The organism is Spirosoma humi (assembly GCF_054776575.1).
On the sequence record NZ_BAAHBR010000008.1, the window covers coordinates 277,479 to 297,523 of the forward strand.

17 protein-coding genes and 1 tRNA gene are annotated in these 20,045 nt (G+C 46.0%); all 18 read left to right on the top strand.

Features of this window, described 5'->3' with window-relative positions; genetic code table 11:
- The first annotated feature begins 70 nt into the window (after window positions 1-70).
- The 18 genes from ACYU8Y_RS09710 (at window position 71) to ACYU8Y_RS09795 (ending at window position 20,040) form a co-directional block, all read left to right on the top strand.
- Window positions 71-448: a hypothetical protein gene (locus ACYU8Y_RS09710; RefSeq protein ID WP_460936601.1), complete on the top strand. Its 378-nt coding sequence runs from the start codon at window positions 71-73 to the stop codon at window positions 446-448.
- A 57-nt stretch (window positions 449-505) separates the two neighbouring features.
- Entirely contained in the window at window positions 506-1,102 is a 597-nt protein-coding gene (locus tag ACYU8Y_RS09715) for an OmpH/Skp family outer membrane protein (protein ID WP_460936603.1), read from the top strand.
- A 247-nt stretch (window positions 1,103-1,349) separates the two neighbouring features.
- Complete coding sequence (smpB, locus tag ACYU8Y_RS09720; RefSeq protein WP_046577996.1) at window positions 1,350-1,811, top strand: SsrA-binding protein SmpB; 462 nt, start codon at window positions 1,350-1,352, stop codon at window positions 1,809-1,811.
- A 176-nt stretch (window positions 1,812-1,987) separates the two neighbouring features.
- Window positions 1,988-2,503: an HNH endonuclease gene (locus tag ACYU8Y_RS09725; RefSeq protein WP_460936605.1), complete on the top strand. Its 516-nt coding sequence runs from the start codon at window positions 1,988-1,990 to the stop codon at window positions 2,501-2,503.
- 257 nt (window positions 2,504-2,760) lie between these two features.
- Window positions 2,761-4,548, top strand: coding sequence for a 30S ribosomal protein S1 (gene rpsA / locus ACYU8Y_RS09730; RefSeq protein WP_460936607.1), 1,788 nt, complete (start codon window positions 2,761-2,763; stop codon window positions 4,546-4,548).
- A 145-nt stretch (window positions 4,549-4,693) separates the two neighbouring features.
- Window positions 4,694-4,764: transfer RNA gene (locus ACYU8Y_RS09735), tRNA-Cys, on the top strand.
- 230 nt (window positions 4,765-4,994) lie between these two features.
- Window positions 4,995-6,326, top strand: coding sequence for a c-type cytochrome (locus ACYU8Y_RS09740; protein WP_460936609.1), 1,332 nt, complete (start codon window positions 4,995-4,997; stop codon window positions 6,324-6,326).
- Window positions 6,327-6,420: 94 nt separating this feature from the next.
- Complete coding sequence (locus ACYU8Y_RS09745; RefSeq protein WP_460936611.1) at window positions 6,421-9,534, top strand: TAT-variant-translocated molybdopterin oxidoreductase; 3,114 nt, start codon at window positions 6,421-6,423, stop codon at window positions 9,532-9,534.
- A gap of 104 nt (window positions 9,535-9,638) precedes the next feature.
- The gene (gene nrfD / locus ACYU8Y_RS09750) at window positions 9,639-11,069 is read left to right on the top strand and encodes an NrfD/PsrC family molybdoenzyme membrane anchor subunit (RefSeq protein ID WP_460936613.1); all 1,431 of its coding nucleotides are present in this window, start codon (window positions 9,639-9,641) and stop codon (window positions 11,067-11,069) included.
- Between the two features lie 89 nt (window positions 11,070-11,158).
- Window positions 11,159-11,692 carry a DUF3341 domain-containing protein gene (locus ACYU8Y_RS09755; protein ID WP_460936615.1) on the top strand — a complete coding sequence of 178 codons (534 nt, stop codon included), beginning with the start codon at window positions 11,159-11,161 and terminating at the stop codon, window positions 11,690-11,692.
- Between the two features lie 14 nt (window positions 11,693-11,706).
- Window positions 11,707-12,318, top strand: coding sequence for a c-type cytochrome (locus ACYU8Y_RS09760; protein WP_460936617.1), 612 nt, complete (start codon window positions 11,707-11,709; stop codon window positions 12,316-12,318).
- Between the two features lie 78 nt (window positions 12,319-12,396).
- On the top strand, window positions 12,397-13,707 hold the full coding sequence (locus ACYU8Y_RS09765; protein WP_460936619.1) for a quinol:cytochrome C oxidoreductase: 1,311 nt from the start codon (window positions 12,397-12,399) through the stop codon (window positions 13,705-13,707).
- An 18-nt stretch (window positions 13,708-13,725) separates the two neighbouring features.
- Window positions 13,726-14,847: a cytochrome c oxidase subunit II gene (locus ACYU8Y_RS09770; protein WP_460936621.1), complete on the top strand. Its 1,122-nt coding sequence runs from the start codon at window positions 13,726-13,728 to the stop codon at window positions 14,845-14,847.
- A 27-nt stretch (window positions 14,848-14,874) separates the two neighbouring features.
- Complete coding sequence (locus ACYU8Y_RS09775; protein WP_460936623.1) at window positions 14,875-16,758, top strand: cytochrome c oxidase subunit I; 1,884 nt, start codon at window positions 14,875-14,877, stop codon at window positions 16,756-16,758.
- Window positions 16,733-17,746, top strand: a complete 1,014-nt coding sequence (locus ACYU8Y_RS09780; protein WP_460936625.1) for a COX15/CtaA family protein — start codon at window positions 16,733-16,735, stop codon at window positions 17,744-17,746. Before ACYU8Y_RS09775 ends, ACYU8Y_RS09780 begins: the two co-directional genes overlap by 26 nt.
- A gap of 1 nt (window position 17,747) precedes the next feature.
- The gene (gene cyoE / locus ACYU8Y_RS09785) at window positions 17,748-18,626 is read left to right on the top strand and encodes a heme o synthase (protein WP_460936627.1); all 879 of its coding nucleotides are present in this window, start codon (window positions 17,748-17,750) and stop codon (window positions 18,624-18,626) included.
- A 9-nt stretch (window positions 18,627-18,635) separates the two neighbouring features.
- Window positions 18,636-19,226, top strand: coding sequence for a cytochrome c oxidase subunit 3 (locus ACYU8Y_RS09790; RefSeq protein ID WP_460936629.1), 591 nt, complete (start codon window positions 18,636-18,638; stop codon window positions 19,224-19,226).
- Between the two features lie 16 nt (window positions 19,227-19,242).
- Window positions 19,243-20,040 carry a cytochrome c oxidase subunit 3 gene (locus tag ACYU8Y_RS09795; RefSeq protein WP_460936631.1) on the top strand — a complete coding sequence of 266 codons (798 nt, stop codon included), beginning with the start codon at window positions 19,243-19,245 and terminating at the stop codon, window positions 20,038-20,040.
- The last annotated feature ends 5 nt before the right edge of the window (window positions 20,041-20,045 follow it).

The window sequence follows — 20,045 nt, forward strand, 5'->3', positions numbered from 1 at the left end:
GGAAGTATTCTCCCTCATTCAATGAATGTATGTTTTTTACAAAGGTGGTTTTCCTGCCGCCCCATATAGTATGATCGAACTCATTCTTATTGCCGTCATAAGCCTACTGGCTCAACTTATTTTGCCGTGGTGGAGCCTTGCCGTAGTAGCGTTTGTTATCTGTTACTTCCGCAGCCCAGGTAGTGGTCGTGCTTTCCTGGCTGGTTTTGTAGGCATTGCACTGGTATGGTTCCTCTACGCCGTTGTTATTCATACTCGTACCGACGGCGTTTTTACGGGCCGCATGAGCGAGCTGCTCTTTAAAACCAACACGAGCGTTCTACCCTTGCTGGTAACAGCGCTGGTTGGCGGTTTGGTGGGCGGACTTGCCGGACTGTCTGGCTACTTCGTTAGACAGGCGTTCGGAAACCAATCTGAAAACCAGACCGCCAGCCGCTCCCGCGCATAATTCCATAAATCCCTGTACCTTTGTCGTATAAACTGCTAACTAACTGATTCGTTTCCTGTGAAGAATGCCTCATTAATTCTAAACGTCATCCTGACGATTGCCGTAGCTGTACTGTACTACCTACATTTTAAAGATCACCAGCCTGAAGCCGTTTCTACTGTAAAGGCACCTGCCGAAGCAAAAGGTAAAGCGATCGTTTATGTAAATGTTGATTCGCTGTTAACAAAATACGATTACTTCAAAGACACGCAGAAAGTCCTTGAGAGCAAGCGTTTTCAATTGGAAAACGACCTGGCTGCCAAAGGCCGTAATTTGCAAAACAAAGTGGCCTTTTTTCAGCAGCGAGCCGCTACCATGACCCAGGAGCAGGGGCGGGCCACCGAAGCGTCGCTCCAGAAAGAGCAACAGGACATTCTGGCGTATCGGGAGCGGGCTGCCCAAAACCTGGCTGCTGAAGAGCAGGCAAAAAATAAACAGCTTTACGATCAGATTTTTGATTACCTGAAGAAAGAAAACGGGCAGAATAAGTACGAATTCGTACTGGGTTACACCAAAGGTGGTGGCATTCTATTCGCCGATCAATCCGGCGACCAAACCAGTAAAATTCTGGCCGGTCTGAACAAAGAATACCAGGAAAAACAGACAAAGAAATAAAGCCTGATCGTTCCAGACGACTGCTTATTCATCCGGCTATCAAGCGAAAGTTTGGTAGCCGGATTCGTTTCTAATGGCATTCTATTGAGTAGGCTCATCAATTTTTTCTACTTGGGTAAACCTCTCTTACTTTTCAGGTGTTCGTGTTCTTACCGGGTTTCAGCCTAGCCCGATTTATTTATTATTTAGGCTGCTGAAAAATAACCAGGGCGTCATATAGCCAACATTACCCATTCTATAGCAATACATGGCTTCTGCATCTATCGTTAAACAAGTTGATATTCGAAATCGTCGGGCTTCATTCGAGTATTCGTTTCTAGAGACCTATACCGCTGGCATCGTTCTGACGGGTACCGAAATAAAATCCGTTCGGCAAGGGAAAGTGAACTTGCAGGATGCTTACTGCCTGATTCATGGCGAAGAGCTTTTTATTCGCCAGATGAGCATTGCGGTGTACACGGAAGGAACTCACTACAATCACGAACCGCTCCGGGATCGTAAACTGCTGCTGACAAAGCGGGAGATCAGGCGGCTTGCTGAAAAATTGAAAGACCAGGGCCTGACCATGGTGCCGATCCGCATGTTTACGAATGAGCGCGGCTTTGCCAAAGTCGATATTGCGCTGGCAAAAGGTAAAAAACTGTTCGATAAGCGGGATAGCATAAAAGAACGGGACGTGGAGCGTGAGATGCAGCGGGAGCGGTATTAGGCCACCTAAAAGGGAAAAGCTAGTGACTTTGTAGAGTAAAATAGCATTCGCGAATTTTTTGCCTGTGTTACCTCATGTTTATTTTCATCTGGTGTTGCCTGATATATTTTTCATAAGTATTGCCGATATGTGGATAACTCTGTAACTTGCTACCGTACAGAGGCTCTAAACGCAATATGGGTAGGAAAGTATTAGTCTTAAATCAAGATTACAGTGCCTTCAGCATCTGCTCCGTTCCCAAAGCATTCTTGCTGGTTTACCTGGATAAAGCCGAACTCGTCGCTGAATCGGAGCAATTCATGCTCCGTACTGTTTCGGCAGAGTACCCGATGCCATCGGTCATTCGTCTGCACCGGTACATAAGTTTACCCTATAAAGGGGTTATGCTCACTCGGCAAAATATCTTCAAACGGGATGGTCACCACTGCCAGTACTGCGGTACCACGGACGATCTAACGCTCGATCATGTGCTGCCAAAGTCAAGGGGTGGCAAAACAAGTTGGGACAACCTGACTACGGCCTGTAAACGGTGCAACTCACGGAAAGGTGATTACACGCCCGAAGAAGCGAATCTTAAATTACGACAGCGGCCCTTCAAGCCAACATTTCTGGTATTCCTCCGTGAGTTCTCGGGCTCTCTCGAACAAAGCTGGATGCCATTTTTAGCCAAGAAAGAAAAGGCCTTTAAGTAGGTCCGTCAGTTACAGGAAGAAAATGCCGTGGGTACGGTCCATAAAACAGGCGATTTACGCTGACTTTATGGGCCGTACCCACGGCATTTTCCATCTTCTGCCCTCAACCTCAAAGAGTTTTGCCTGTAGCGAAACTTTTTATGGAAAGCAATTGCTATCTTTGCAGTCCTTTTTCGAAAGGAAAAAATTTACAACTAAAGTCAGCCCGCCATTGACCCACGGGCTGATGTACTGAGGGGGTCAGGAAACATTTTTTTATGAGCAAAACGCAGCAACGCGAACTGCCGGCATTTGATTGGGACCGGGCAGACAACAAAGGGTTTGGAAGCGGCTATTCGGTTGAAGAACACAACCGGATGTTGGAACTTTACGACAACACACTGTCGGAAGTAAAAGAGAAAGAAGTGGTTATGGGAACCGTCGTTGGGATAACGGATCGGGAAGTACTGCTCAACATCGGCTTCAAGTCGGATGGCTTAGTGCCAGCTTCTGAATTCCGGGATATGCCGGACCTGAAGATGGGTGATGAAATTGAAGTTTACGTAGAAAATCAGGAAGACCCAAATGGTCAGCTGGTGCTTTCGCGCAAGAAGGCGAAGGTGATCACGGCCTGGCAGAAAATTCAGCGTGCTCTGGACGAAGACCTCGTTATCGATGGTTTCGTTAAGCGCCGGACGAAGGGTGGACTGATTGTTGATATTTTCAGCATCGAAGCGTTCTTACCAGGCTCGCAGATCGACGTGAAGCCAATTCGCGACTTCGATGTGTTTGTTGGTAAGAAAATGGAGGTTAAAGTTGTCAAGATCAATTATGCCAACGACAACGTTGTCGTTTCGCATAAAGTCCTGATCGAGAAAGACCTCGAAGCACAACGCGCTCAAATCCTGAACAACCTCGAAAAAGGTCAGGTACTGGAAGGCGTTATCAAGAACATGACAAACTTCGGTGTGTTCATCGATCTTGGTGGCGTAGACGGTCTGCTGCACATCACGGATATCTCGTGGGGTCGTATCAGCCACCCATCAGAAGTTCTGCACCTCGACCAAAAAGTCAACGTTGTTGTTCTTGATTTCGACGAAGATAAAAAACGTATCTCGTTGGGCATGAAGCAACTGCAGGCTCACCCATGGGATGCTCTGGCCGAAGACATTCAGGTTGGCTCGAAAGTGAAAGGTAAAATTGTGAACGTAGCCGATTACGGCGCGTTCCTCGAAATCCAGCCGGGTGTAGAAGGGCTAATCCACGTATCAGAAATGTCGTGGTCGCAGCACCTGCGTAACCCACAGGAGTTCCTGAAAGTTGGTGATGAAGTGGAAGCCCAAGTGCTGACACTGGATCGTAACGACCGTAAAATGTCGTTAGGCATCAAACAACTGACAGAAGATCCCTGGACTCGTCCTGAATTGCGTACAAAATACGCCGTTGGTACGAAGCACAAAGGTATGGTACGTAACCTGACGAACTTCGGCCTGTTCCTCGAACTGGAAGAAGGCATCGATGGCCTGGTACACGTATCTGACCTATCCTGGACGAAGAAGGTAAAACATCCTTCAGACTTCATCAAAGTAGGTGACGAACTCGAAGTTGTTGTGCTGGAACTGGACGTCGACAACCGTCGTCTGGCTCTGGGTCACAAGCAACTCGAAGAAAACCCATGGGATACGTTTGAGACCGTATTTGCTGTTGGCACCATTCACCGTTGCACGATTCTGAACAAGAACGACAAGATGGCTACCCTCGAACTACCTTACGGTATCGAAGGCTTTTCGTCGCTCAAGAATCTGGGCAAAGAAGATGGTACCTTCGCTGAGGTTGGTGAAACACTCGACTTCAAAGTGACGGAGTTCTCGAAAGAAGAGAAACGGATCATGCTATCGCACACGAAGACGTGGCAGGAGAAAAACGAACCAGTGAAAGAAGCAAAAGCACCGAAAGCCGCTACACCAAAGGCAGCTTCGGCACCAGCTCAGGCTGAACGTGGCGCTACGCTTGGCGATCTGGACGCCCTGGCTGCTCTGAAGGAGCAACTGGAAGGTCGGAACTAAGCTGGTTCTGATTACTTTAAGCATACGTAATGCCCCTGACCTTTTGTGTTAGGGGCATTTTTTTGGATAAGAGTTTCCTTATACCGGATAAAATCGTATGTTTGCACTCCCGAATTCGTGACCTGTTCTGAATTCGGTCTCACAGGGTTCCGTGGCCGAGTGGCTAGGCAGTGGTCTGCAAAACCTCGTACAGCGGTTCGAATCCGCTCGGAACCTCATCTTATATGGAAGTGCCATTTGACTAACATTCTCGGTTGAGAACTGGTCAAATGGCACTTTTTTTTGTTACAAAAAGATTAAATCCAGAGCCTAAAATCGAGCGGTATGATGTTGCTTAATTAGAAACAATATAAATAAAATGGGCAATCAAATAACTAAAGAGCAAGTTTTGACTATACAGCAATCGTGTCGTACTTTTGGGCGCTAATAAAATGGCGGTGGTGATTATGTCAATCAACTCAATAAATATAGTTCATAAAATGAGTCGCTTCTATAAGCTTTGCGTGGCTATTGTTCTATCGCTGACACTGTTGGTTTCCAATAGTCAAGTGAAAGCGCAAGATACAGCAGCCGGTGGTGCTCCAGCTGCAGGTGCGGCAGCCCCCGCCGGGGGCGGTGGTGATGCCGAAAAAGGAAAATCGCTGTTCACAAACAACTGTGCCCAGTGCCATGCGGTAACCGATGAGAAAGTTGTTGGTCCTGGTCTGAAAGGAATCGAAGGACGGGCACCTAGCAAAGACTGGTTACACAAGTGGATCAGAAATTCATCAGCAGTCATTGCATCAGGCGACGCCTATGCAAACCAGGTTTTCAATGCCAATGGCAAAGTACAAATGTCAAGCTTCCCGAACTTATCGGATGCAGACATTGATGGTATTCTGGCTTACATTGATCAAGCAAGCAATCCACAAAAGGCAGCTGTGGATGGAGGTGACAAGACAGCAAAGAATACAGATGGTCCCGGAAATTCATCGGGTGGTAGCACAGGCGGCCCATCAGAACTGTTCACATTCGTTCTGGTTGCGTTGCTAATCGTTATGTTACTGGTGCTTGGTGTACTGTTAGCCATCGTGACTATTCTGTCGAAAGCCGTAACACCTGCCACGGTCGATGGTACGCAACCTGCCGGTTCATTAGGGCAACGGATCAAGACAGGTCTTTCAGACGCGTTCAATAACCCAACACTTCGCTCGATTGTCATCTGGTTGTTTCTCTTAGTCGTTACGAAAGCAACAATCGATGGCGCTTATGGCGTAGGGATCCAGCAAGGTTATGCACCGAAGCAGCCAATCGCCTACTCGCACAAATTACACGCTGGTCAGTACAAGATCGATTGTAATTACTGCCACACAGGCGTTAACAAAGGTAAGAGTGCTACGATCCCATCGGCGAACATCTGTATGAACTGCCACGGTGTGATTAAGAAAGAGTCGCCGGAAATTCAGAAAATCTACGCGGCAATTGAAAATAACCAACCTATTGAATGGGTTCGGGTGCATAACTTACCTGACCTGGCTTACTTCAACCACGCCCAGCACGTAAACGTAGGTAACGTACAATGTCAGACTTGCCACGGTGCCATTGAACAAATGGAAGTAGTTGAACAACGGTCGTCCTTAACGATGGGCTGGTGTATCGACTGTCACCGTCGTACGGAAGTTAATACCAAAGACAACGCTTACTATGATAAGCTGGTTGCTTTGCACCGCAAGGAGAGCAAAGAGCCGCTCAAAGTAGCGAACATCGGTGGTCTGGAATGTTCTAAATGTCACTATTAATTTGATGTATCATGAGCGCCGGAAAGAGACACTGATTTCGGGCGTATCTCACTGCATACATTACTCATTTTAACCATTGCCGCATACAACACGCATGGAAAATACATCTAAACGGTATTGGAAAGGGGTTGAAGAGTTACGCAATGACGCGACGTTTGTTAAGAACGCCAACAGCGAATTTGCTAACCCCGATCTAAGTGAATCATCGAAAGATCTGGACGGTCTGCTCGGGGGTTCGAACACCCAACGCCGTGACTTTTTAAAAGTAATGGGCTTTGGTATGGCCGCTGTCTCATTGGCTGCCTGCGAAACGCCGGTACACAAGGCTGTTCCATACATTAACAAGCCAGAGTTTACATTCCCGACAATCTCTGATTATTACGCGTCTACCTATGTTGAAGGGGGTGACTACCTAGCTGTTTTGGTAGAAACGCGTGAGGGTAGGCCTATCAAGATAGAAGGTAACCCACAGTCAAGCATCACGAAAGGTGGTACAACTGCTCGTGCCCAGGCGTCTCTTCTGTCGCTCTATGACATTGATAAGCTGAAAGGGGCGAAACGTGGCGAAGCAGATATTGACTGGGCTACAGCTGACCGTGAAATCGTTAGCCAATTGAATTCAGTTGCTGCTAAGGGTGGCGCCATTCGTATCGTATCGTCAACGATCCTTAGTCCAGCGACAAAAGCAGTTATTGCCGATTTTGCTGCCAAATACCCGACCGTACGTCACATTACTTACGATGCAAACTCTGTGTTTGGTATTGTACAGGCTAACCAGGCATCGTTTGGCAAAGCGGTCATTCCTTCTTATGACATAAGCAAAGCTGAAACGATTGTAAGCATCGGTGCTGACTTCCTGGGCGCATGGATAGCCCCCATTGAGTTTATGGGAGACTATGCCAAAACTCGTAAGATCGGTGCAGTAGGCGGAGGCAACAAAGCTATGTCACGCCACTACCAGTTTGAAACAGGCTTATCGATGTCGGGTGCTAATGCTGATTATCGGACGCCGATTAAGCCTTCGCAGGAAGGACTGGTTGTAGCAGCCCTTTACAATAAAGTTGCGGCAAAACTAGGTGGCACAGCCATCAGCACACCATCGATAACGGTTGACAATCTAGATAAAGCCGCTAACGATTTAGCCAAGTCACGCGGCAAGGCCGTAGTTTTGTCAGGTTCTAATGATCCAAACGTACAGATCGTAGTCAATGCGTTGAATAGCCTGTTAGGCAGCTACGGAACCACAATTGACATCAACACACCGGTTAATTACCGTCAGGGTAATGATCAGCAAATGAATGCCTTCATCAATGAAGCAAAAGCTGGTCAGGTCGGGGCTGTACTATTCTACGGTGCCAATCCAGTGTACGATCATCCAAGAGGTGCTGAATTAGCCGAAGCGCTGCCAAAAATTCCGCTGTCTGTATCGTTTGCCGACCGCGCTGATGAAACGGCTTCGTTAGTTAAATACATTACGCCTGCTCCTCACTACCTGGAATCGTGGAATGATGCTGAGCCAAAACAGGGCTACTACAGCCTAATGCAGCCAGCAATCACCCTCATTTATAAGACGCGCCAATTCCAAACGAGTCTGTTAAAATGGGCTGGTAAACCAAGCGATTATCAAGTCTACCTGAAGAATTATTGGCGCGCAACGCATTATCCAAAAACATCGGGTTTCAGCTCATTTGATGCCTTCTGGGTACAGTCGTTAAATGATGGCGTATTTGAGCCAAATAAAGGTCAGGTCGTAGCAGGTGGTGCCTCGTTTGCAGGCAACGTAGCCCAGGCCGCTGCCGGTATTGCTCAACGGTATAAGCCAACGACGGGTATGGAGCTTTCGCTGTACGAAAGCTTTGCCATAGGCACAGGCTCAATGGCCAATAACCCATGGCTGCAGGAGTTACCGGATCCCGTTTCGAAAGCTTGTTGGGACAATTTCGCTGCTGTTTCCCAGAAAACAGCCAAGGATATGGGCGTTGCTCAAAATGACTTGGTGACAGTCTCTGCAAATGGCAAATCAATAGAATTACCTATTCTCATCCAGCCTGGACAGGCGGACAATACGGTTTCCATTGCCGTTGGTTATGGTCGTGAAAAAGCGGGCCGGGCAGCCAATGGCGTTGGTAAAAATGCATTCCCCTTCGTAACCTTGACGAATGGCTATGTTACGTACGGTTCAACCAGTGCTAAAGTAGAAAAAGCGAGTGGTCGGCATGAAATTGCTCAAACGCAGACGCACGATACCGTAATGGGCCGTAAGGCTGTATTGCAGGAAGCGAGATTAGCCGCTTACCAAAAGGATTCGCAGGCTGGTCGTTATAAGCCGAAAGTGCAAACATCGGTGGGTCCCACAGATCCAACAGACATCACGTTGTGGAATGGATATGGCAAGCCAAACCATTCCTGGGGTATGGTTATTGACCTGAATTCGTGCATTGGGTGCAGTACTTGTATCGTCGCTTGTAACGCAGAAAATAACATTCAGGTCGTTGGTCGTCAGGAAGTCCTGAATCGGCGCGAAATGCACTGGATGCGGATTGACCGCTATTACAGCAGCGATGCCGAGGCTGAAGATTACTCAGCTCTGGAAGTAGCTTCGGCAAACCCTGAGGTCACCTTCCAGCCCATGCTCTGCCAACACTGTAGCAATGCTCCCTGCGAAACAGTTTGTCCGGTTTTAGCCACTACACACAGCACAGAAGGCTTGAACCAAATGACCTACAACCGTTGTGTAGGTACTCGTTATTGCGCCAACAACTGTCCCTACAAAGTACGCAGGTTCAACTGGTTCAAGTATTTCGATAATGACAATTACGATTATCATTTCAATAATGATCTTGGTAAAATGGTCATTAACCCTGACGTAACCGTTCGTTCACGTGGGGTGATTGAAAAATGCTCTTTCTGCGTACAACGGATCCAGGAAACAAAACTAACGGCGAAAAAAGAACGTCGTCGGTTAGCCCCTGATGAAGTGCAAACGGCTTGTGCTCAATCTTGTCCAACCAACGCCATCATTTTTGGTGACATGAATAATCCAGAAAGCACCATCTCCAAAGTTCTTGAAGTAGAGGGAGAAGGACGCGCTTTCCATGTACTGGAAGAGATCAACGTGAGACCGCAGATTTCGTATCTGACGAAAATCCGGAATAAAGACGAAGAGCCTAAGCAGAATAAAAACGCTACTCAAGAGTCACACGCTTAAATTAACCACGAATTGCAAGGGCTGGTAGTTGAATTTAGAACAATCCATTACCACAAATCGTAATTCGTGTATCATAAATCATACATTGTAAATTAGTAAGATATATGTCGCATGTAACATCAGCCGTTAGAACTCCCCTCGTCACCGGTGGCAAGACCTATGCCGATGTGACGGAGGATATCAGCAGGCAGGTTGAGGGAGCTCCCACCCGTGAGTGGACAATTGCCTTCACCATATCGGTGGTTGTGCTAATTTATGGAGCGGCCTGTGTATTCTGGACCTGGTGGGAAGGATTAGGCGTTTGGGGGCTGAACAAAACCGTCGGTTGGGCATGGGATATCACCAACTTCGTATGGTGGGTGGGTATCGGTCACGCTGGTACGCTGATTTCCGCCATTCTCCTGCTTTTCCGTCAGAAATGGCGGACGGCGGTAAACCGGGCTGCTGAGGCTATGACCATCTTTGCCGTATTGTGTGCTGCCAGCTTCATCCTGATGCACATGGGCCGTCCATGGCTAGCTTACTGGGCATTACCTTTGCCTAACACATTTGGCTCATTGTGGGTAAACTTTAAATCTCCACTGGTATGGGACGTATTTGCCATCAGTACATACTTTACGGTATCGCTGGTATTCTGGTACATGGGTCTGGTGCCTGATTTAGCTACGATTCGTGACCGTGCTCGCAGCAAAGTGTCGCGGTACATCTACGGTGCTTTCTCGTTAGGCTGGAATGGTTCGGCGAAGAGCTGGGCTCGGTATGAATACATGAGCTTGATCCTAGCTGGTCTGTCTACTCCTCTTGTATTATCTGTACACACGATTGTAAGTATGGACTTTGCTACCTCGGTTATTCCGGGCTGGCACACGACCATCTTCCCTCCTTACTTCGTAGCGGGGGCTATTTTCTCTGGATTTGCCATGGTGCAAAATCTGGTTCTGATTATCCGGGTAGTTTTCAAACTGGAAGATTACATTACTATCGAGCATATTGAGTCGATGAATAAAGTCATCACTCTGACTGGTTCGATTGTAGGGGTAGCCTATCTAACAGAATTCTTTATTGCTTGGTATTCGGGTGTTGAATTTGAAAGCTATGCGTTCATCAACCGGGCAACCGGCCCATACTGGTGGGCATACTGGGCGATGATGACCTGTAACGTAATTACACCACAGCTATTCTGGTCGCGAGCTATTCGCCGTAGCATTGTCTGGACATTTGTGCTGTCAGTAATTGTGAATATCGGTATGTGGTTCGAACGGTTCGTTATTATTGTGACCTCTCTTCACCGTGATTACCTGCCATCGAGCTGGGCGATGTTCCACCCAACCTTGTTTGACATCAGCGATTACATTTTCTCGTTTGGTTTTTTCTTCACCTTATTCCTGTTGTTTTCGAAGTTCCTACCCGTCGTGAACATGGCTGAAGTAAAAACTGTCATCAAGTCATCATCCGAGAAATTACCTCTTTCTGTATCGGGTGTGGCTAAAGGTGAACGTGTCACAAACCCAACGTTTAATAAAAATGCAGAGTAAGACTGTTTCAAGCTTTATGCTTGGACTGAGTTATCAGCTCCTAACAGCATAAAAGACGAAACTTGAACCCTGAAATAGATAACAAAAGTATGTCAGACGTAAATGGTAGCGGTAAATTCTTAGTCGGCATCTACGATGATGATGATGTCGTATTGAAAGCCGTTAAAGATGTTAAGGAAGCAGGTGTTCGGATTCACGAAGTCTACACCCCATTCCCGATTCACGGATTAGATATTGCCCTGGGCCATCCCCGTACTCGTCTGGGTATTGCTGCCTTCCTGTTTGGTTTGAGTGGTACGCTTACAGCGCTGGCGTTAACCTTCTATACGGAAGGTTTCGACTGGCCAATGATCGTTGGTGGTAAAGATTCTTATTCGCCAGTTATCTATGTACCGATCATATTTGAATTAACGGTTCTCTTTTGTGCTTTAGGCATGGTAGCTACCTTTCTAATATCGAATGGACTAGGCCCAACGGTGAAACCACTGATGTATGATTTAAGAACGACCGACAATAAGTTTGCAATGGCCATCGACCTGAGTAAAAATAATATTGTCGAAAGTGATATTGAGCAGATTCTGAAGAAATCAGGAGCTGCGGAAGTAAATATTAAGCAGTTCTAATGTTCAGAATAGGCATGATTACGAAACATACAAGTGTAACAACACTGGCTGTTATTGGGCTGCTATTTGCAGGAACATCCTGTAAAAATGGCCATGATGACACAGGGGTTGTGTATGCACCGCAGATGTACGAACCCGTTGGCTATGAGCCATACAAACAAATAAAGGCTAACCCCATCAATGCCAGAGAGCATGGTCTGAACATGCGTCTTCCAGCGCAGGGTACAGTAGCACGGCCCAATTACCATACAACATTTGGGGAAGGTGCCAATAAGACAACTGACTTGATGATGTACAATATTCCAGCTGATAGCATTGGAATAGCAGAGCGGGTTCTTACAAATCCAATAGCAGATTCTGAAAAAGCACAGGCGGAAGGCCAGGTGTTGTACACACGCTATTGCAGCCATTGCCATGGTGCTACGGGTAAAGGTGATGGACCAGTAGCTGCCCAATACAAAGGCGTGCCCAATTATTCGACTGATGCTTACAAGACTATGAATGACGGGCACATCTTCCACGTCATTACACATGGTAAAGGTCGTATGTGGCCACATGGATCGCAGATAACACCAGAAGATCGGTGGAAGATTGTACAATACGTTCATAAACTCCAGCAAGGATAATTCAACGTAGAGCGTAGTGAAACTAATTCGTTATTATCCGCGCTCATCGTGTTTTAATTAATTGACAAACCAATAAGAATGGCATCGGCTCACGCAATACCGTCCTTAGACGAAGAATTTGAATTTACTGCGGACTCCAAACGCCGGTTGATGATTGGCATTGGAGCCGGAGTCGCGTTAGTAGCAATTGGCGCCTACCTGTTAGCGTCTGGTGCTGGTTCGCATGAAACTCATGCCGTGGCGCACAGCGCCGGTGGGCACGAATCACACGGTGCTGGTCATCATGCATACAAGTGGACAAACCGTTTGTGGGCTAACGTTTGGTTAAACGCCATTTATTTTACAGGCGCATCAGTTATCGGGATGTTTTTTATCTCGTACAACTATTTGGCGCAAGCAGGCTGGTCATCGGCCTTCAAGCGTATCCCTGAAGCATTACCTGCTTTCTTACCTTTCACAGGGATTGCTATAATCGCTGTGTTCTTTCTGGCTGGACATGATTTGTTCCATTGGACAAACCCGGGCCTGTATGACGTAAATAGTCCCGAGTTTGATCCAATCATCAATGGCAAAAAGGGATTTTTGAATACGCCTTTCTACCTAGGTCGTATCGTTGCTTACTTCGGGCTGTGGTACTTTATGTGGCGTATGATACGCAACTACTCTTTACAGGAAGATTTACAGGGTGGTACAGAGTATTATGATAAGAGTATCAAATTAGGTACTGCCTTCCTGCTAGTATTTGGCGTTACTTCGTCAACTTCGGCCTGGGATTTCGTTATGTCGATCGACACCCACTGGTTTAGTACCATGTTTGGCTGGTATACCCTAGCCAGCTGGCACGTAACGGGCTTGGCAATCATTACATTAACGGTTGTTACACTCAAGGAGCGGGGTTATCTGAAAATTGTTAATGACAGCCACTTACAGGACCTGGGTAAATTTATGTTTGCCTTTAGTATCTTCTGGACTTATGTATGGTTTGCTCAGTTTATGCTGATTTATTACGCAAACTTACCTGAAGAGACTATTTACTACCGGGAGCGTTTTAGCGGGTTTGGCGGTATTTATAAAGCCCCTTTCTTTGTTAACTTATTCCTGAACTTTGTTTGTCCATTTCTCATTTTAATGACAAGGGACTCGAAGCGCACATACATTATTTTGAAGCTGGCAGCGTGGTGTATTATCATTGGTCACTATTTTGACTTCTACGTTAATATCATGCCAGGAACAGTAGGTGAACACGGTGGTTTTGGACCGGTTGAATTCGGCATGATTCTGATTTTTGCGTGTGGTTTTATCTGGACAGTTTCTTCGCAGTTGACGAAAGCCAATCTGATTCCTAAGAATCACCCGATGCTCGAAGAAGCAATACACCATGATATTTAATTAATAATCCGTATTGAAATGGTTTATATAATCGCTTTATTATCGGTAATCTTTTTGGGTCTGGCCATCATGGTCGTCTCCAAGATGGGTGCTGTCGTGAAAAATGCAAGTGGGCCTTCCATTGAAGGTAAAATAGGCATGAGCAACCGGATCAACGGGGCTATGTTTATGATCTTCTTTGTGGTTGGTTTGATCGGTGCGGTTTGGTCATTCATGTATGCCCGCCAGTTTTTCCTGCCAGAAGCGTCGTCTCCCCACGGTCGGCGGACGGATAATCTGTTCTGGATTTCCATGGCTATGATTACGGTAGCATTTGTGATCACCAATGCTTTGTTGTTCTTCTTCGCCTGGAAATACCAGCATAAAGAAGGGCGTAAAGCTGCCTACTATCCAGAAAACCACAAGCTTGAATTAATCTGGACAATTGTTCCAGCTGTTATCATGGCTGTCATGGTGTTCACTGGCTGGCGCGCCTGGCGTGATATTATGGCGGAAGCACCAGCAAATGCACAAGTGTTTGAGATAGTAGGAAAGCAGTTTAACTGGATTGTACGGTACCCAGGTGTTGACAACAACAAACTTGGCTCCTACAATTATAAGTTGATCGACAACAACAACGACACTGGAATCGACTATACAGACGAAGCGTCGTTCGACGATTTCACTTCTACATCTGAATTACATATCCCTGCTAACAAGCCTGTTTTGTTGAAGATTCGTGCTCGTGATGTATTGCACAGTGTATTTATCCCTCACCTACGGGTTAAAATGGATGCTGTACCTGGTATGCCGACAAGATTCTGGTTCATCGCTGATAAAACGACGGACGAAATGCGGAACATCACGGGTAATCCAGACTTCGGTTACGAGATTGCTTGTACTGAAGTATGCGGTCAAGGCCACTTCTCCATGCGTATCCGCCTAATTGTCGAGGATGAAGCTTCTTGGGCTGCTTGGTGTAAACAACAAAAGCCTTTGTTGACATCGACTCCAGAACTAGCCGTTCGTATTCCGGCTAACCTAAAGGCAAAAGCGGCAAAATACTTACCCGCTGATGCTACAGCTGCTCCAGCGGACAGTTCAACCGCGTCACTACCCAAAACAGGTGGAGTAACAACAGCCGTTGCGAAACTCCGTTAACTCTAACCTTACAACAAACCAAATACTATGGCGACTGTAGCAGCTAATTCAGCGGTTGTGGCACATGCAGCAGAGCATGACCATCATGAACCGCAAAGTTTTTGGCGCACGTATATTTTCTCTGAAGACCATAAAACCATTGCTAAACAGTATCTGATTTCTGGTATTGTTTGGTCAATTATCGGCATTAGTTTGTCCGTTATGTTTCGGCTTCAGTTAGGTTTCCCAACCATGAAGCTTGAATTCCTGCGTCCTATCTTAGGTAGCTGGATTAATGAAACGGGCAAATTGGATCCTGATTTTTATCTGGCACTGGTTACCATGCATGGTACCATTATGGTGTTCTTCGTGTTAACGGCCGGATTAAGCGGTACGTTCTCAAACTTCCTGATTCCATTGCAGATTGGTGCCCGTGATATGGCATCGGGTTTCCTAAACATGCTATCGTACTGGTTCTTCTTTCTGGCCAGTGTAATCATGTTCTCATCGATGTTTATCCAAACTGGACCTGCTGCGGGTGGTTGGGTAATTTACCCACCATTGAGTGCATTGCCACAGGCGCATAAAGGTTCTGAGCTAGGTATGACCCTTTGGTTGACCAGTATGGCCTTATTCATCGTGTCGCAATTGTTGGGTGGTATCAACTACATCACAACCGTAATTAACTTACGGACACGTGGTATGTCGTTCAGCAAGCTTCCGTTGACAATCTGGGCATTCCTGCTAACAGCAATTTTGGGCCTGATCTCTTTCCCCGTACTTCTTTCTGCTGCTCTGCTGTTAATCTTTGACCGTAGTTTCGGTACTAGCTTCTATCTATCGGAGATTTATATCAAAGGTGAAGCGCTTCCTAACGTAGGCGGTAGCCCGATTCTGTTCCAGCATTTATTCTGGTTCCTTGGCCACCCAGAGGTGTACATCGTGTTGTTACCCGCACTTGGTATGACGTCAGAAATCATCGCAACCAATGCTCGTAAGCCTATTTTTGGTTATCGGGCCATGATTGCCTCCATGATGGGTATCGCGTTTCTGGCCTTTATCGTTTGGGCTCACCATATGTTCGTAACAGGTATGAACCCATTCTTGGGCTCTATCTTCATGTTCTTAACGTTGATCATCGCGGTTCCATCGGCTGTAAAGGCGTTCAACTACATTACGACATTATGGCGGGGTAACATTCGGTTTACTCCAGCCATGTTATTCTCTATTGGGCTGGTATCATTCTTTATCTCTGGAGGTATCACAGGGTTGATTCTGGGTAACTCGGCACTTGATATTCAACTGCACGATACATATTTCGTTGTGGCTCACTTCCACTTAGTAATGGGTGCTGCGTCAGCTTTTGGTTTGTTAGCTGGTGTCTATCATTGGTTCCCAAAAATGTTTGGGCGGATGATGAATGAAAAACTTGGATATGTTCACTTCTGGTTGACGTTTGTCGGAATATATCTCGTTTTCTTCCCAATGCACTATGTCGGTATTGCAGGATTCCCTCGTCGGTATTATGCATTCACGAGCTACGATTTCACGAAGAATATCTTCGCTGATATGAATGCATTCATTAGCTTGGCTGCAATCTTCACCTTTACGGCTCAGTGGGTATTTGTATACAACTTTGTTCACAGTCTGATAAAAGGACGTAAGGCTACCCAAAACCCATGGCAATCAAACACGTTGGAATGGACGACACCAATCGTGCCGGGACATGGTAACTGGCCAGGTGAAATACCTGCGGTCTATCGCTGGCCCTACGATTACAGCAAGCCGGGGGCAAAAGATGATTTCATTCCTCAAAACGTGCCTTATTCTCAAACACTGGAATCAAATCTTCCTCATGAGAATGAACTGATCGGTTTGGAAAAAGAGATAGAGGCACAAAACCTGAATGACCAGTTCAAACAGCCTCATTGATAAAAAAGAACAGCGTTTCCGGAGCCTAGTATCGTTGACAATAGTTGTTATTTACCTGCTTATCTTGGCAGGTGGTATTGTCAGGGGTACGGGTTCTGGAATGGGCTGTCCAGATTGGCCAAAATGCTTTGGCCGATGGATTCCTCCCACAGAAATCTCGCAGCTACCAGCTAATTATCAAGAGATTTATGGGGCAAAACTGCAAGGCGAAGTTTTGTTCAACCCCGTAAAGACCTGGATAGAATACACCAATCGTTTACTGGGTGTTTTATCCGGTTTTCTTGTTTTTGCTACCCTAATTACCTCACTTTCCTATTTCCGCAAGGATAAGACCATCGTTTGGGGAAGTTTCATCGCTTTCATTTTAATCGGTTTTAACGGTTGGCTTGGTTCTCGTGTAGTGGCTACTGAATTAGCTCAGTACGTAATTACGCTACACTTGTTATTAGCAATATTGCTCGTTTTTACGCTCCTATACGTTTGGGTTAGAGCAAATCCACATCGTCGGTATGTAGAAAACGGGAGAACAAGTAAATTGCGTTTGTTGCTGATTGTCACACTATTATTGACGTTAGGTCAAATTGTGTTGGGTGCACAGGTGAGGGATGTGCTTGATAGCGTAGTGAAGAGGCTTGGTTATGACGAGAGAAACAACTGGATTAGTCAGTTAGACTGGCGCTTTTACGTCCATCGCTCTTTTTCGATCATAATACTCGCCTTTCACATAAGCGTCGTCTACCAACTCCGTAAGCATACTAAGAAAGGCCAACTGGGTAAGCTGACGAACATATTAATCGGCCTTGTTGTCGCTGAGATTGGTACTGGTATAGTTATGGCTTACTTAGGTGTGCCAGCATTTGCTCAACCTATCCACCTGGTTTTAGCCATATTAATAATTGGTCTTCAATTTTCGATTGGTTTGCTTTTAACGCCTATGCTCACAAATGCTGGCAGCCTAGAGCAAACAACTCGATTAGTAAAAGCTTAAAATGGAAAAAGTATTGGATTGGGCTATCATCAATGAAAAAGCGAAGGCATACGTTGAATTAATAAAACTTAAGCTCACTCTGGCTGTCGTTTTCTCTGGGGTATTTGGTTATTGCCTGGCCATTGATCAGGTTAGTTGGTGGAAGATCATTATTCTAACAATCGCATCGATCAGCATCACAGGAGCCGCAAACATCATCAATCAGATCATTGAGAAAGAATCGGATAAAGTAATGAAGCGCACGGCTGTGCGACCGTTGCCAACCGGTCGTTTATCAGTAAATGAAGCTGCCGCATTTGCCTTTATCTTGTTTGGCTTGGGCTGCTTCTTATTTGTCGATTTTTTCAACATCAGAGCAGCTGCTTTAGCGGTCTTATCGCTTTTGCTTTATGGATTCGTTTATACACCCTTAAAACAGAAAGGACAGATCGCCGTCTTTGTGGGGGCGCTTCCGGGTGCATTTCCGCCAATGATCGGATGGGTTGCAGCTACTAATCATTTTGGCTGGGCGCCCGGCATATTGTTCGCTATTCAATTTTTCTGGCAGTTTCCGCACTTCTGGGCAATTGGCTGGCTGGCTTTCGATGAATACAAAAAGGCTGGTATTCAGATGATGCCCGGTAATGGGAAAACAACGGAAACGGCGTTTCGCATCATGATTTATACCCTGTTTCTAATTCCAGTGGGTTGGTTGCCTTACCTACTCGGTATGACAGGTATAAATTCGGCCCTGGTTGCTATGGTGGGCGGAATCTTGTTTCTGGCGCAAACGTTTCACTTAATGAGGACTTGTACGGATAAAGCGGCTTTACAAATGATGTTTGGATCATTATTATATCTGCCTGTCGTACAAATTGTTTACCTACTAGATAAAGTATAACAACAAATCATGAGTGAATTAGTCAATGATATTGCAATTGCCGAAGAGCCGCAGGAAACGCTCTCGATGAACCCCCGCAAATTCATCATGTGGTTGTTCATCGTCAGTATCATCATGCTTTTCGCAGCTATGACGAGCGCCTATCTTGTTCGTCGGGCCGAAGGAAACTGGCTGGAATATGATATTCCTTCCGTGTTTACGTATAGCTCTGTCGTATTGGCCATTAGTAGTTTAACTATGCACTGGGCGTATCTGGCTGCAAAAAAAGACAACTTTGGCAGTCTTAAAATAGCGATAACTGTTACTTTTGCACTTGGAATCGCATTCTTGTACATGCAGTTTCAGGGCTGGGTCGAGTTAGTTAATGAAAATGTCTTTTTTGTTGGTAACCCGGCGGGTTCGTTTATGTATATTTTTACCGGCTTACACGGCTTTCACCTGATCTCTGGTTTAATTGTACTGGTGTTTGCGCTGGTTGCTGCTTTTAGATTCCGTATCCACGGGAAGAGTCTGAATCAGCTCGAGATAGCAGCAACTTATTGGCATTTTTTAGACATTTTGTGGTTGTATTTGTTTTTCTTTTTAGTCTATTTTCATTGATAATCCTTTTAGACGCATGGCGGCTACTGTAACGCACGATACCCTGACAACCGACTCGGAGCAAGTGTTCGACAAGAAAACCTGGATGGGTGGTGTTGAACCGATGAAAGTGAGCTACGGCAAGCTGATGATGTGGTTCTTCCTGATTTCGGATACATTCACCTTCTCAGCATTGCTGGTGACGTATGGCTTAATCCGATACAGTTATCCCGCCTGGGATCCAGCCATTTATGGTGAAGTTTTCAAGTTCTCAAATCTGTATTGGCCAACGCCGGAAGCCGTGTACAACTCGGTACCATTCTTACATGGTGTCGACCTTCCACTGATTTTCGTTGGTATTATGACCTTTATCCTCATCTTCAGTAGCGTAACAATGGTACTAGCGGTAGAAGCTGGTCATCGGATGGATCGCAAAGATGTCGAGAAGTACATGTTATGGACTATATTGGGCGGATTTACTTTCTTGGGAAGTCAGGCGTGGGAATGGAGTCACTTCATCCACGGTACAGAAACCGGTACGACGATTAGTGAGCTAATAAACGGACAAACGATTCAGCGCACGATTTTTGGGGCCAATTTAGTCGAGAATCAATACGGTCCACCCGCATTCGCCGACCTGTTCTTCTTCATTACAGGTTTCCATGGTACGCACGTATTTAGTGGTGTTGTATTGAATATCCTGATTTTCTACCGGGCTGCTACTGGTCTTTACGAGAAGCGTGGTCATTACGAGATGGTTGAAAAAGTAGGGCTATACTGGCACTTTGTCGATCTCGTTTGGGTATTCGTATTCACATTCTTCTACCTGGTTTAATTACC

Bases quoted from the DNA above. Each gene is read 5' to 3' on its own strand.
- ACYU8Y_RS09710 (WP_460936601.1), top strand. From the start codon at position 71: ATGATCGAACTCATTCTTATTGCCGTCATAAGCCTACTGGCTCAACTT.
- smpB (WP_046577996.1), top strand. From the start codon at position 1,350: ATGGCTTCTGCATCTATCGTTAAACAAGTTGATATTCGAAATCGTCGG.
- ACYU8Y_RS09725 (WP_460936605.1), top strand. From the start codon at position 1,988: ATGGGTAGGAAAGTATTAGTCTTAAATCAAGATTACAGTGCCTTCAGC.
- rpsA (WP_460936607.1), top strand. From the start codon at position 2,761: ATGAGCAAAACGCAGCAACGCGAACTGCCGGCATTTGATTGGGACCGG.
- ACYU8Y_RS09740 (WP_460936609.1), top strand. From the start codon at position 4,995: ATGTCAATCAACTCAATAAATATAGTTCATAAAATGAGTCGCTTCTAT.
- ACYU8Y_RS09745 (WP_460936611.1), top strand. From the start codon at position 6,421: ATGGAAAATACATCTAAACGGTATTGGAAAGGGGTTGAAGAGTTACGC.
- nrfD (WP_460936613.1), top strand. From the start codon at position 9,639: ATGTCGCATGTAACATCAGCCGTTAGAACTCCCCTCGTCACCGGTGGC.
- ACYU8Y_RS09755 (WP_460936615.1), top strand. From the start codon at position 11,159: ATGTCAGACGTAAATGGTAGCGGTAAATTCTTAGTCGGCATCTACGAT.
- ACYU8Y_RS09760 (WP_460936617.1), top strand. From the start codon at position 11,707: ATGATTACGAAACATACAAGTGTAACAACACTGGCTGTTATTGGGCTG.
- ACYU8Y_RS09765 (WP_460936619.1), top strand. From the start codon at position 12,397: ATGGCATCGGCTCACGCAATACCGTCCTTAGACGAAGAATTTGAATTT.
- ACYU8Y_RS09770 (WP_460936621.1), top strand. From the start codon at position 13,726: ATGGTTTATATAATCGCTTTATTATCGGTAATCTTTTTGGGTCTGGCC.
- ACYU8Y_RS09775 (WP_460936623.1), top strand. From the start codon at position 14,875: ATGGCGACTGTAGCAGCTAATTCAGCGGTTGTGGCACATGCAGCAGAG.
- ACYU8Y_RS09780 (WP_460936625.1), top strand. From the start codon at position 16,733: ATGACCAGTTCAAACAGCCTCATTGATAAAAAAGAACAGCGTTTCCGG.
- cyoE (WP_460936627.1), top strand. From the start codon at position 17,748: ATGGAAAAAGTATTGGATTGGGCTATCATCAATGAAAAAGCGAAGGCA.
- ACYU8Y_RS09790 (WP_460936629.1), top strand. From the start codon at position 18,636: ATGAGTGAATTAGTCAATGATATTGCAATTGCCGAAGAGCCGCAGGAA.
- ACYU8Y_RS09795 (WP_460936631.1), top strand. From the start codon at position 19,243: ATGGCGGCTACTGTAACGCACGATACCCTGACAACCGACTCGGAGCAA.